Here is a 12,566-nt window from a genome sequence, read left to right on the forward strand (position 1 = left end):
TTGTTGTTTTAGCGTACCAAGCAAGGTTTCTTGTTGTCGAATTCCCAGCCCGGAATCAGGTATTGCATGGCCATTGCGTCGTTACGCGCGCCTAAACCCATGTTTTTGTACAATTCATGCGCTTTGGCCACTTGGTCCATATCCAACTCCACCCCCAAGCCCGGTTTTTTCGGCACTTCTACCAAACCGCCTTTGATTTGCAATGGCTCTTTGGTTAAGCGTTGGTTGCCTTCCTGCCAAATCCAGTGGGTATCGATGGCGGTGATGTCGCCCGGTGCTGCCGCAGCAACGTGGGTGAACATCGCCAAAGAAACATCAAAGTGGTTGTTAGAGTGTGAACCCCAAGTCAAGCCCCACTCGTGACACATTTGTGCGACGCGAACCGAACCTTGCATGGTCCAGAAGTGTGGGTCGGCCAACGGAATATCTACGGATTGCAGCGAGATGGTGTGACCCATTTGACGCCAGTCGGTGGCAATCATGTTGGTGGCAGTCGGCAAACCGGTTGCGCGGCGGAATTCAGCCATCACTTCACGGCCTGAGTAGCCTTGTTCGGCACCGCAAGGGTCTTCCGCATAAGCCAATACGCCTTTCAATTCTTTACCGATTTGGATGGCTTGTTCCAAAGACCACGCGCCGTTCGGGTCGAGGGTAACGCGTGCTTCAGGGAAACGTTTGGCCAAGGCTTTGATGGATTCAGCTTCTTCAAAACCATCCAATACACCGCCTTTCAGTTTGAAATCGTTGAAGCCGTATTTTTCATAAGCCGCTTCAGCCAAGCGCACCACAGAATCAGGGGTCATGGCCACTTCATGGCGCACACGGTACCAATCGCAAGGGTCGTTTTCTTGGTTTTGGTAGGGCAGGTCGGTTTTTTTGCGGTCGCCGATGAAGAACAAATAGCCCAGCATTTCGACTGCATCGCGTTGTTGGCCGTCGCCCAGTAAAGAAGCCACGGTAACATTCAGGAATTTGCCCAACAAATCCAACATGGCTGCTTCGATAGCGGTCACCACGTGGATGGTGGTGCGTAAGTCAAACGTTTGCAAACCACGGCCGCCAGCATCGCGGTCGGCAAAATTGTTGCGCACAGCATTCATCACATTTTTGTATTCGCCTAAGGTTTTACCAATGACCAAAGGTTTCGCATCTTCTAAAGTTTGACGGATTTTTTCACCGCCCGGCACTTCGCCGACACCGGTGTTGCCGCTGTTGTCTTTCAAAATCACGATATTACGGGTGAAATAAGGCGCGTGCGCACCGCTCAGGTTCAACAGCATGCTGTCGTGGCCGGCTACAGGAATCACGGTCATTTCGGTAATTACTGGGGTAGACATAGTACAACTCCTTAAACGAATGGGTTTAAAATCAGGGGTTTCAGACGGCCTTTCAGTGATTAGGCTGTCTGAAAGAAATGCTGTGTCATTCAATTTATCTATGGCTATTATAGGCAAATACATTGGGCGGGGAACTGGCCGAATTCATCAATCTAGTTTGATGTAGTCGGCAATTTTTTGTGCAAATCTACAAAATTTGACAAAAAGAAAAAGAAGTTCTTTACGAAACGTTAACGAACGGTCGTGAAGTGAGACAGAAGTTTCAGACGGCCTAAAATAGAGCAAGGCCTTCTGAAACTAAAGAAATGATTTAGAAAATAAACGGATGATTAAAAAGAATATTAAATCGTTTAGCGCACCATGGCCGGACGCTTGCGGTCGAATGTCCAGCCCGGATAGTAGAACTGCATCGGAATGCCGTCGTTGCGTGCGCCGCTTGGCAATTGTTGATGCAATTTGTGCGCGGCTTCGACTTTGGCCATATCCAATTCCACGCCCAAACCGGGTTTGCCGTTGAGCTTGATTTTACCGTTGACGATTTCCAATGGCTCTTTGGTCAACGTCATGTCGCCTTCCTGCCAAATCCAGTGGGTATCGAGTGCGGTCGGGTTGCCGGGTGCGGCTGCGCCGACGTGGGTGAACATGGCCAAAGAAATGTCAAAGTGGTTGTTGGAGTGGCAGCCCCAAGTCAAACCCCATTCGTTACACAATTGTGCTACGCGGCTGGCGCCGGTGAGCGTCCAGAAGTGCGGGTCAGCCAGCGGAATATCTACGGCTTGCAACATAATCGAATGCCCCATCTCGCGCCAGTTGGTTGCAATCATGTTGGTAGCGGTCGGAATACCGGTGGCGCGGCGGAATTCGGCCATCACTTCGCGGCCTGAATAGCCTTGTTCGGCGCCGCATGGATCTTCGGCGTAGGTGAGAATGTGATCCATGCCTTTACACAATTGAATGGCTTCTTCCAATGACCATGCGCCATTCGGATCAAGCGTAATGCGGGCATCGGGGAAATGCTTTTTCAATGAGGTCACGGTTTCGATTTCTGTGGCACCTTCAAACACGCCGCCTTTCATTTTGAAATCTTTGAAGCCGTAGCGGTCTTTGGCGGCTGCGGCCAATTCGACGACAGATTGCGTATCCATCGCTTTACGGCGGCGGATGTCATACCACTCATGAGCGCCGCTGCGTGGCTGTTGGTAAGGCAAATCGGTGATTTTGTCGTCGCCGATGTAAAACAGATAGCCCAATACCGTCACTTCATCACGCTGCTGGCCGCCTGCCAATAATTCAGCGACCGGCACATTCAAAAACTGCCCCATCAAATCGAGCAGTGCGGCTTCGAGTGCAGCCACGGCGTTGACGCGCAATTCAAAAGTCCATGCGCCTTTGCCAAAGGTTTCGTAATCGTCGTTAAGATAGCCGTTGTGCATGTCGTTGACGATGCGGTTCAGAATGGAAATCGGGCGGCCTTCAACATGCGGAATCGCTTCTTTAAGCGCATTTAAAATGGTTTCGCCTCCCGGTGCTTCACCCACACCGGTGTGTCCGGCGCTGTCGGTTAAAATCACCAGATTGCGGGTGAAGTAGGGTGAGTGTGCGCCGCCGACATTCATCAACATGCTGTCGTGGCCGGCCACCGGAATCACTTGCATACGGGTAATGCTGGGTACGGATTGGGTATTCATGTTTACATTCCTTATAGACTAAATAGAAAGATTTTTTTCAGACGGCCTATTGTTTGTTTGAGGCCGTCTGAACGTTATGCGGCTGCTTTTTCTTCTAGCGGTTTCAATTCCATGCGTTTGATTGGGCCCACGATAAATAAGAAGCTGAATGCCGCAAGGAAGGCGTGTAAGGCAACGAAGATGAGGGCATATTCAAAGCGGCCTGTGCTTTGCACGATGTAGCCGATGACGATTGGTGACACAATGCCCGACAAATTACCGCACATATTAAATAAGCCACCGGCCAAGCCCATGATTTCTTTTGGCGCAGTATCGGCGATCACTGCCCAACCCAGCGCCCCTACGCCTTTGCCAAAGAAGGCCATCGACATAAACAACACCACTAGGTAAATCGAATCGACATAATTGCAAAACACCATGCTCATAGAAAACAACATGCCGAGCACAATCGGGGTTTTACGGGCAAGCGCCAGATTGCCGGTTTTGTTCATCAATTTATCCGACATCACACCGCCGAGAATACCGCCGACAAAACCGCAGATGGCCGGAATCGCGGCAATAAAGCCCACTGATTTCAAATCCAAGCCGCGTTCAGTCGCCAAATACACCGGAAACCAAGTAATAAAAAAGAAGGTTAAGCAGTTGATGCAATATTGGCCAAGGTAGATGCCGATCATCATGCGGTTAGCGAGCAATTGCTTGATGTAGCCCAATTTCGGACTTTCCGATGCTTTTTTATTATTGGCATTGTGTTCATCCATGTGCACCAAACCGCCGCCTGCTTCGATATAGTCGATTTCGGCCTGATTGGCATGCGGGTGGTCTTTCGGTGCATAAATCACTTTTAGCCAAACAAAGCTGACGATAATGCCGATAACCCCCATGAAGATGAATACCGACTGCCAACCGATTTCTACCGTAAGCCAGCCCATAATCGGCGCAAAAATCACAGTGGCAAAATATTGGGCAGAGTTGTAAATCGAGACCGCCGTTGCGCGTTCTTTGGTTGGGAACCAAGCAGCAGCGATGCGGCTGTTGCCCGGGAAAGAAGGTGATTCGCCAATACCGACCAAAAAGCGCAATGAAAACAGAATAATCAGCGCCCACATGCCGCTAAACATGCCGACACCAGCTTGCAGCAAAGTAAAAAGCGACCAGAAGAAAATACTGTAGAAATAGACCTTTTTCGAGCCGAATTTATCCAACAGCCAGCCTCCGGGCAGTTGGCCTAAAACATACGCCCAAGAAAATGCTGAAAACACCCAGCCCATACCCGCCGCATCAATGCCCATGGCTTCGGCCATCGGTTTGCCGGCAATAGAAAGGGTAGCGCGGTCGCCATAGTTGATTGCGGTCACCAAAAACAGCAGAACCACAATGCCCCAGCGCACCCGAGTCGGCTTCATTTCTGCGCCGGAAGGGTTGCTGCTTGAATGAATGCCATTCATAAGCTTCTCCTTAATATTAATAGAAAGAATATAAAGATATATTTTTCAAATACTTAATTATTTTATCTGTCGTTATTTTGAAAATAATCGGGCAATTGCCTAAATTTTTTTTGCTGTATTGGCCGGTTTTTAGGCGGCAGTACGAAGTATTTACTCAGTCTTTATTTATAATAAGCTTGGCAAAGCCGCTTGCGAGAAAGGCGTATTCAGCATAATCAACAAAACCTGACCTGCCGATGCACATAATTTTGCCAAACCAGCTGCTGTTTTTTAGGCATTTGCACGATGATAAAACAGGCGAAAAATTTTAGACTGTTTCAAATCTCAAAATAAGGAGCCATAGCATGAATGAGAAATATTTTCCTAACCCATTACGCCAGCGTTTACTGAACCATGAAAAACTAATTGGTTGCTGGAGCGCTTTGGGCAGCCCGATTACCACTGAAGTATTGGGTTTGGCTGGATTCGATTGGATTTTGTTGGATGGTGAACACGCACCGAATGATGTGTTGTCGTTTGTGCCACAACTGATGGCTTTGAAAGACAGCAATAGCATGCCGGTGGTGCGTCCGCCGCAAAATGACCCTGTGGTGATTAAGCGCCTGCTGGACATCGGTTTCTACAATATTCTTGTGCCTTATGTTGAAACAGAAGAAGACGCGATTCAGGCAGTGGCTTCTACCCGTTATCCGCCGGTGGGTATCCGCGGCGTATCGGTCGGTCATCGTAATAACGGCTATGGCTCAGTTCCGGATTACTTCAATAAAATCAACGATAATATCGGCGTATTGGTGCAGGTGGAAAGCCGCTTGGGAGTGGAAAATGTGGACGCGATTGCTGCGGTGGAAGGTATCGATTGTATCTTTGTCGGCCCGGGCGATTTGTCAGCAGCTTTGGGTTATCTCGGCCAGCCTAACCATCCGGAAGTGCAAAAAGTGATTCAGGATATTTTTGCAGCAGCCAAACGTCATGGCAAAGCTTGCGGTATTTTGGCACCGGTTGAAGAAGATGCCCGCCGCTATATTGAATGGGGCGCCACTTTTGTCGGTGTCGGCAGCGATTTGGGTGTGTTCCGCGGTGCCAGCCAAGCCTTGGCAGACAAATTTTTAAAATAAGTTTCAGACGGCATTCAATCACGAATGTCTTGTTTCAGACGGCATTTATTAGGCCGTCTGAAAACCAATGAGTAAATGCGAACAGAAAGGAAGATTATGAAAATCGGTTTTATCGGCTTAGGTATTATGGGCAAACCCATGAGCAAAAATCTGTTGAAAGCAGGTTACGAACTGGTGGTATTGGATTTTAATCAAGAAGCCGTAGCTGAAGTGGTGGCTGCAGGTGCAAAAAGCGCAGCAACGCCGAAAGAAGTGGCAGAGCAAGTGGATGTGGTGGTGACCATGTTGCCAAACTCGCCACACGTGAAAACCGTGGTGTTGGGCGAAAAGGGCGTGATTGAAGCCGCACGCGAAGGTTTGGCCGTGATTGACATGAGCTCGATTGCACCTTTGGCCAGCCGCGAAATTGCCGAAGCCTTAGCAGAAAAAGGCGTACAAATGTTGGATGCCCCTGTGAGCGGTGGCGAACCTAAAGCCATCGATGGCACATTGTCTGTGATGGTTGGCGGCAGCAAAGACGTGTTCGACAAATACTACGACGTAATGAAAGCCATGGCAGGTTCAGTGGTGTACACCGGCGACATCGGCGCGGGTAACGTGACCAAATTGGCCAACCAAGTGATCGTAGCCTTGAACATCGCCGCCATGTCTGAAGCCTTGGTATTGGCAACCAAAGCGGGTGTGGATCCGGAATTGGTTTACCAAGCGATTCGTGGCGGTTTGGCCGGCAGCACCGTATTGGATGCTAAAGCGCCTATGGTACTCGACCGCAACTTCAAACCGGGCTTCCGCATTGATTTGCACATCAAAGACTTGGCCAATGCCTTGGATACTTCACACGGCGTCGGCGCCAGCCTGCCATTGACCGCTGCGGTGATGGAAATGATGCAAGTCTTGAAACAAGACGGTCACGGTCAGTCAGACCACAGTGCATTAGCGCGCTACTATGAAAAATTGACCAATACTGAAGTTAAACGCGGTGCTTGATTCATCGTTTAATCTGAACAGGGTTGCTGAAGCAGCCCTGTTTTTTATTGGTACATATATTTTTCAAGATTTAATTCTAGTCGTTTGAAAAATAAAAATAATACATCGTTGCCAGCTTTTTATGTACTATGTGTACACAATGGTCGCTGTTGCTGTATCTTGTTTATATTTTAAACGACTATAAATTGGAGCTTTGGGATTTTAGTAGATCTCAAAATTTTTAGATAGCTATAATCGATTCCCGTTATTCGAGAGAAAGTTCGGAAGGTCGATTCCTTTTTTTGTATAAATATATGAAAGTTGTTATCTTAGATTCCCCAATTTACTTAGGAATTTGAAAGCATAAATTTCTTGGGAAAAAGGCTTGGTGGAAAATACCAACGGGCTGATCAGGCAATACTTCCCAAAGGGGACGGATTTTAGGAAACTGGGTGCTAAAAGATTAGGGGCTTAGGAGGCCCTTAACCGCCAACCGAGAAAGACATTGGACTATGAGACACCGGGTGATCTGTTTTCAGCAGCCCTTGCCAATGGCATTTGAGCGTTGCACTTGAAATGCGAATGTAAGGGCCTCTGTTTGTTTGGGACATACCTAATACACCTAATAAAAAGAGCCACTGTAAAAGTGGCTCTTTGTTTGCATTATGCAGTTAATTTATTGAATCGCTGCTTTTTCTTGGCGGTAAGCTTCGGCAGCTTCACGATCACGCTTGGTGGCTTGGCGCATCATCCAATAGTTGCCGAGGATAACCAGCGTACCAATCACAGCGATAAAGATGGTTGCCAATACGTTCATCTGCGGATCTAAGCCCAGTTTGATTTTAGAGAAAATCACTTGTGGCAAGGTTGAAGAACCCGGACCCGACAAGAACGATGTAATCACCAAGTCATCCAGCGACAAGGTAATGCCCAGCAGGAAGCCGGAAGCAATCGCAGGCGCAATCAGCGGCAAGGTAATCACGAAGAAGATTTTCAGCGGGCGTGCACCTAAGTCCATGGCCGCTTCTTCCAGCGATTGATCCAATTCAATCAAACGCGAGCGAATCACCACGGTGATGTAGGCCATACATAAGGTGGTGTGACCTAAGAAAATGGTGAAGAAGCCACGGTCGAAGTAGAGCGCTTGCAGCCATTCGCTGTTTTGCAGGAACATCTGCACCTGAATAATCAGCAGCAACATCGACAAACCGGTAATCACATCCGGCATCACCATAGGCGCGGAAACCATGCCGGCAAACAAGGTGTTGCCGCGGAAACGCTTAATGCGCGCCATGGCATAGCCGGCCAGGGTGCCGAGTATCACTGCGGCCAATGATGAAACCACAGCAATACGCAGCGACAACCACGCAGCTTCCAAAATGGTGCTGTTTTGCATTAAGGCAGAGTACCATTTGGTGGAGAAGCCGCCCCAAACCGTTACCAGCTTGGATTCATTGAATGAGTAAATCACCAACACAAACAGTGGGATATACAAAAACGCCAATGAAATAAACAGCATCAGCTTTAAGAACCAAGATAATTTTTGTTTATGCATTATTTCGATCCTTCTTCAATTTGACGGTTGTCGTAGTGCTGATACAGCGCAATTGGAATCACCAGCAGAATCACCATCACCACGGCAACGGCAGAAGCCAGCGGCCAGTTGTTTTGGTCAAAGAATGCCTGCCACAATACTTTACCGATCATCAGGTTTTCCGAGCCACCAACTAATTCCGGAATCACAAATTCACCAACTGCCGGCACGAATACCAGCATAGAGCCTGCGATGATGCCGGTTTTCGACAACGGCAGGGTAATGGTGAAGAATGATTTAATCGGTCCGGCACCTAAATCGGAAGCGGCTTCGAGCAAGCGGCCGTCGAGTTTCACCAATTGCGTGTACAAAGGCAAAATCATAAACGGCAAATAGGCGTAAACCATCACCAGATTTAAGGAGAACGCGTTGTAGAACAAATCCAGCGGCTGGCTGATGATGCCGTTTTTCATCAAGAAGTTGTTGATGATGCCGTTGTGACCCAATAAGCCCATCCAAGCGTAAACACGCAGCAGGAATGATGTCCAAAACGGCAACATAATCGCCAGCAGCAAGCCGTTACGAATCGACGGATTGGCGCGAGAAATGGCATAGGCCGTCGGATAGCCGATAAGTAGACAAATGATGGTTGTCGTCAGCGCGGTTTTAATCGAAGACCAATAAGTCAGCAGGTAAATGTTTTCGTCGTTACTATTGCTGAACGGATTGAGCAATTGACCCAACGTCGCCCAGAAATTCTGGAAAATATCCGCATAGTTTTGGAAACTGAGCAGAATATTCAGACGGCGGAAATCTTCATCGTAAGTAGTGAGCGGTGTAAACGGCGGGATCGCAATTTCCTGCTCGGCGAAGCTGATTTTCAGCACGATCGCAAACGGAATCAGAAACAGCATCAGCAGCCACAAATACGGGATACCAATCACCATGCGCTGCCCCGGCTTGCGGAACAGCTTTTTCTTTAATTGGGTTAAATTCATCGCGGTATTCCTTGTTTATCGGAACAACGGAGTAGGTTGGTTTTCAGGCCAGCTTACGTAAACGGTTTCGTCCCAAGTCGGCGGGGTAATGTTGCGCACATACCAGTAAGGCGCCGGCACTTGGCTCTTAATCACGCGGCCGTTTGGCAATTGGATGTGGTAAATGGCAAAGCTGCCCAAGTAGGCAATTTCTTTAACCGTGCCTTGCGCCCAGTTGTAATTGCCCAAGTGCTCCGGTTTGTCTTTGTACACATCGATGTCTTCCGGACGAATGCTCACCCACAAATCTTGCTCGGCAGGGCCACCCAAACCGTGGTCAATACGCACATGATTTTCCAAACCTTCGCACTGGATAATCGCGTAATCGGCATGGTCTTCCACCACTACGCCTTCGAAAATATTGGTTTCGCCGATAAATTCAGCGGTAAAGCGGCTGTTTGGATAGTCGTACACGTCACTTGGGGTACCGACTTGCTGCAATTGGCCGTCAGACATAATCGCCACGCGCGTTGCCATAGTCATGGCTTCTTCTTGGTCGTGTGTCACCATGATGCAGGTAACACCCACTTGCTCAAGCGTGTTTACCAGCTCCAATTGGGTTTGTTGGCGCAGTTTTTTATCGAGCGCACCCAATGGTTCGTCAAGCAACAAAATTTTCGGGCGTTTGGCCAAGCTGCGTGCCAAGGCGATACGCTGCTGCTGACCACCTGAAAGCTGATGCGGTTTGCGTTTGGCGAATTTGGTCATCTGAACCAAGCGCAGCATTTCTTCTACGCGCGCATCAATTTCACCTTTCGGCATTTTGTCTTGCTTTAGACCGAAAGCGATGTTTTGCTCAACTGTCATGTGCGGGAACAGGGCATAGCTTTGGAACATCATATTAATCGGGCGGTCATACGGCGCCAGTTTGGTAATATCTTGGCCATCCAGAATAATTTTGCCCTGATTCGGGATTTCCATGCCCGCTAGCATACGCAGCAGCGTCGATTTACCACTGCCCGAGCTGCCCAAAAGGGCGAAGATTTCGTGTTGATAGATATCCAAGTCGATGTTATCGACAGCGTAATTGTCACCAAACTTTTTCACCAAACCTTGGATTTGCAAATAAGGTTTGGCAGAAGACGCAGTGGTTGCGGTCATAATGGCAATACTCCAAAAATTGAAACGAGTACCGGCAAAACGGATTTTCGATGGGTGATAAAAAGCTGTTTGATTGCTGGAAGACATTTTCAGAAGGCATAAAAAAAGGCCGTCTGAAAACGCTTGCAGAGCGCACGGGCAGCGGGAAAGGGGAACAACGTTCCCAAAATTAAATAAACTGGCTGGCAGACTATTTAATTTTGAAGACGTAGAAAGATTTTGAGTGAACTTAATATTATATTAGCCTAAGTGGGTTGGGGGCAATATTAAATTTTTATTAATGGTTGATTTAAGCAGATTTGCCATGATTCCGTGGTAAAAAAGGAATAGAATAATATGATTTTAGCGGTTTGTATTCAGACGGCATTGAGCATATTTGAAAATGGATTTGGATATTTTGATGTGCTGATGAATGTAATCAGGAAGTTGAGTATTGATTGGGTTTGCTATACTGTTAAATTGTAATCAAAGTCATAGCTTAAAGGTTGGTATGAGTATCAAACAATGGCCCGAAGGGGAACGGCCTCGTGAAAAACTATTGGCGCGGGGTGCAGCAGCATTGAGCGATGCTGAGTTGCTGGCGATTTTGCTCAGGGTCGGCACGCGCGGCATGAGTGCAGTGGATTTGGCGCGTTATCTGCTGCAACAATTCGGCAGCTTGGGTAAGCTGATGAATGCGGATGCGCGTGCATTGGCGGCACATAAAGGCATGGGCTTGGCCAGCTTCACCCAGTTTGCCGTGGTAAAGGAAATCGGAAGGCGAATTTTAAGCGAAGAGTTGCAGCAAAATATGACGCTTGATAATCCGCAAGCTGCCGGTGATTATTTGCGGCTCAACTTAGGGCATGAAAAAGTCGAAGTCAGCTTGGCTTTGTTGCTTAACCGTCAAAATCAACTAATTTCTGTGCGCGAATTGTCGCGTGGCACGGTGGCAGAAAACACGGTTTATATCCGAGAAATCGTCAAACTGGCGCTTGAAGAATACGCCGATAGCTTGATTATCGCCCACAATCACCCGGGCGGGCACGCAAGGCCGTCTGAAGCGGATATTCAGTTCACCAAAAGGTTGGCTCAGGCATTGAATTTGGTGGATATTTCGCTGCTGGATCATTTTGTGGTGACAGCGCGGGAAGCTTATTCTATGCGGCAGGCGGGGTTGATGGATTAACATGAAACAAGGCCGTCTGAAAGCCAATCAACTTTCAGACGGCCTCATCATTCTGTTACTCACGCTCACTGATTTTATCGGACAAACCCACGTCATGCGGATTCAACCGCGCGTGCTCTTCCTGCCCCAAGCCGACTAGTTTACGCAAACGTGTCATATAGGCATTCACATCCAAACCGCGACCATAGCGCTGCGCTTCCCACAAGGTTTCCGCCAGCGCGTCCATCATCTCATGCTCGGCGCGAACCCAGTCATCATGATAACGCGCGCACAATTGCGCATGTATCGCCCGAATGCCCGGCGGCTGATCGATGGCCGCTTGTTCCTGCAAAGACAAATGCAGCGACATATGTAAAAAAGGATTGCTTTCCCCATCTTCCGGCAGCCAGTTTTTATCTAAATAATTGTCGATGTCAGCCAAATAATGTTCATATTCCGGATGCGCTTCAATGATGCGCAAAGCCTTTTGCTGCAAGCCATCTAGTTGCAGCGGCGTGAAGCGGTGTTGCCAAACATGGGCAAAGAAACGACGCACATCGTGTGTGTTGACATCATACATAGTGGTTATCCTGTTCAGACGGCCTTGCGTTATTGCTATTTGAAACAAATATATCAATAGGCCGTCTGAAAATTAAGTAGGCGTTGCGAAATAATCGAGAGAGTGTAGCCCTTTTTTATCCGGCTTGCCACAAACAATCGTTTCAGACGGCCTGATAAAGATTGGCAAAACCGCATACACTGCGTATAATAAACCTTTCCTATCTGGGGGCGATCTTGGTTTCGACGGGGGTTGCGAAGCAGATGCGGGCATACCGGGGTCTCAGATTCCCGTAAAACACTGAATTTAAATAGTCGCAAACGACGAAACTTACGCTTTAGCCGCTTAAGGCTAGCCGTTGCAGCAGTTGGCCGATGGGCTGTGTAGGGTCAAACCTACGGCAACGTCATTTTACATTGGCTGGTTTTCCGTCGGGTTACTTGGCGGAAAATAAGATTTAAGGTAACTGGCTTCCCAAGAGCCTGTCTGTCGGCGCAAGGGGAGCAAGATTTTAAGTAGGCAAGACTAAGTATGTAGAACGCTTTGTAGAGGACTTTCGGACGGGGGTTCAATTCCCCCCGCCTCCACCAGATTCTCTAAACGCCATGTTGCTAAACATGGCGTTTTTTATTTT

General features: G+C 48.2%; 10 protein-coding genes, 1 other RNA gene and 1 pseudogene. 5 read left to right on the forward strand and 7 right to left on the reverse strand.

Going from position 1 to position 12,566, the window contains the following annotated elements; translation table 11 throughout:
• Nucleotides 1-8: 8 nt before the first annotated feature.
• From gudD to ACM67B_RS04435, 3 genes are all read right to left on the reverse strand, one after another.
• The gene (gene gudD, locus ACM67B_RS04425) at nucleotides 9-1,337 is read right to left on the reverse strand and encodes a glucarate dehydratase (RefSeq protein ID WP_416190315.1); all 1,329 of its coding nucleotides are present in this window, start codon (nucleotides 1,335-1,337) and stop codon (nucleotides 9-11) included.
• A 350-nt stretch (nucleotides 1,338-1,687) separates the two neighbouring features.
• On the reverse strand, nucleotides 1,688-3,025 hold the full coding sequence (locus ACM67B_RS04430) for an enolase C-terminal domain-like protein (protein ID WP_416190316.1): 1,338 nt from the start codon (nucleotides 3,023-3,025) through the stop codon (nucleotides 1,688-1,690).
• 74 nt (nucleotides 3,026-3,099) lie between these two features.
• The gene (locus ACM67B_RS04435) at nucleotides 3,100-4,473 is read right to left on the reverse strand and encodes an MFS transporter (protein ID WP_416190317.1); all 1,374 of its coding nucleotides are present in this window, start codon (nucleotides 4,471-4,473) and stop codon (nucleotides 3,100-3,102) included.
• A gap of 344 nt (nucleotides 4,474-4,817) precedes the next feature.
• On the opposite strand from ACM67B_RS04435, the gene garL reads away from it, so the two are divergent.
• The 3 genes and pseudogenes from garL to ACM67B_RS04450 form a co-directional block, all read left to right on the forward strand.
• Nucleotides 4,818-5,588 carry a 2-dehydro-3-deoxyglucarate aldolase gene (gene garL / locus ACM67B_RS04440; RefSeq protein WP_416190318.1) on the forward strand — a complete coding sequence of 257 codons (771 nt, stop codon included), beginning with the start codon at nucleotides 4,818-4,820 and terminating at the stop codon, nucleotides 5,586-5,588.
• A 96-nt stretch (nucleotides 5,589-5,684) separates the two neighbouring features.
• The gene (garR, locus tag ACM67B_RS04445; protein ID WP_416190319.1) at nucleotides 5,685-6,575 is read left to right on the forward strand and encodes a 2-hydroxy-3-oxopropionate reductase; all 891 of its coding nucleotides are present in this window, start codon (nucleotides 5,685-5,687) and stop codon (nucleotides 6,573-6,575) included.
• Between the two features lie 349 nt (nucleotides 6,576-6,924).
• A pseudogene (locus ACM67B_RS04450) lies at nucleotides 6,925-7,116 on the forward strand (IS30 family transposase); the annotation flags it as partial.
• A 114-nt stretch (nucleotides 7,117-7,230) separates the two neighbouring features.
• On the opposite strand, the gene ACM67B_RS04455 reads toward ACM67B_RS04450, so the two are convergent.
• Genes ACM67B_RS04455 through ACM67B_RS04465 form a run of 3 tightly spaced genes read right to left on the reverse strand, consistent with a single transcriptional unit; the run spans nucleotide 7,231 to nucleotide 10,226 of the window.
• Complete coding sequence (locus tag ACM67B_RS04455; RefSeq protein WP_416190320.1) at nucleotides 7,231-8,109, reverse strand: ABC transporter permease subunit; 879 nt, start codon at nucleotides 8,107-8,109, stop codon at nucleotides 7,231-7,233.
• Entirely contained in the window at nucleotides 8,109-9,086 is a 978-nt protein-coding gene (locus ACM67B_RS04460; RefSeq protein WP_416190321.1) for an ABC transporter permease subunit, read from the reverse strand. Before ACM67B_RS04460 ends, ACM67B_RS04455 begins: the two co-directional genes overlap by 1 nt.
• Nucleotides 9,087-9,101: 15 nt before the next feature.
• The gene (locus ACM67B_RS04465) at nucleotides 9,102-10,226 is read right to left on the reverse strand and encodes an ABC transporter ATP-binding protein (RefSeq protein WP_416190322.1); all 1,125 of its coding nucleotides are present in this window, start codon (nucleotides 10,224-10,226) and stop codon (nucleotides 9,102-9,104) included.
• 490 nt (nucleotides 10,227-10,716) lie between these two features.
• On the opposite strand from ACM67B_RS04465, the gene radC reads away from it, so the two are divergent.
• On the forward strand, nucleotides 10,717-11,394 hold the full coding sequence (gene radC / locus ACM67B_RS04470; RefSeq protein WP_416190323.1) for a RadC family protein: 678 nt from the start codon (nucleotides 10,717-10,719) through the stop codon (nucleotides 11,392-11,394).
• 55 nt (nucleotides 11,395-11,449) lie between these two features.
• Here radC and ACM67B_RS04475 read toward each other — a convergent pair whose 3' ends face one another.
• Complete coding sequence (locus tag ACM67B_RS04475) at nucleotides 11,450-11,953, reverse strand: DUF1841 family protein (RefSeq protein WP_416190324.1); 504 nt, start codon at nucleotides 11,951-11,953, stop codon at nucleotides 11,450-11,452.
• A gap of 205 nt (nucleotides 11,954-12,158) precedes the next feature.
• On the opposite strand from ACM67B_RS04475, the gene ssrA reads away from it, so the two are divergent.
• Nucleotides 12,159-12,522, forward strand: a transfer-messenger RNA (tmRNA) gene (ssrA, locus tag ACM67B_RS04480).
• Nucleotides 12,523-12,566 lie beyond the last annotated feature (44 nt).

It is taken from the genome of Neisseria sp. CCUG17229, from assembly GCF_047839235.1.
Classification (GTDB): domain Bacteria; phylum Pseudomonadota; class Gammaproteobacteria; order Burkholderiales; family Neisseriaceae; genus Neisseria; species Neisseria brasiliensis.

What these genes read in the sequence shown, in the direction of transcription:
- ACM67B_RS04430 (WP_416190316.1), bottom strand. Translation starts at nt 3,025, where the DNA reads ATGAATACCCAATCCGTACCCAGCATTACCCGTATGCAAGTGATTCCG.
- ACM67B_RS04465 (WP_416190322.1), bottom strand. Translation starts at nt 10,226, where the DNA reads ATGACCGCAACCACTGCGTCTTCTGCCAAACCTTATTTGCAAATCCAA.
- gudD (WP_416190315.1), bottom strand. Translation starts at nt 1,337, where the DNA reads ATGTCTACCCCAGTAATTACCGAAATGACCGTGATTCCTGTAGCCGGC.
- garL (WP_416190318.1), top strand. Translation starts at nt 4,818, where the DNA reads ATGAATGAGAAATATTTTCCTAACCCATTACGCCAGCGTTTACTGAAC.
- ACM67B_RS04455 (WP_416190320.1), bottom strand. Translation starts at nt 8,109, where the DNA reads ATGCATAAACAAAAATTATCTTGGTTCTTAAAGCTGATGCTGTTTATT.
- garR (WP_416190319.1), top strand. Translation starts at nt 5,685, where the DNA reads ATGAAAATCGGTTTTATCGGCTTAGGTATTATGGGCAAACCCATGAGC.
- ACM67B_RS04460 (WP_416190321.1), bottom strand. Translation starts at nt 9,086, where the DNA reads ATGAATTTAACCCAATTAAAGAAAAAGCTGTTCCGCAAGCCGGGGCAG.
- ACM67B_RS04475 (WP_416190324.1), bottom strand. Translation starts at nt 11,953, where the DNA reads ATGTATGATGTCAACACACACGATGTGCGTCGTTTCTTTGCCCATGTT.
- radC (WP_416190323.1), top strand. Translation starts at nt 10,717, where the DNA reads ATGAGTATCAAACAATGGCCCGAAGGGGAACGGCCTCGTGAAAAACTA.
- ACM67B_RS04435 (WP_416190317.1), bottom strand. Translation starts at nt 4,473, where the DNA reads ATGAATGGCATTCATTCAAGCAGCAACCCTTCCGGCGCAGAAATGAAG.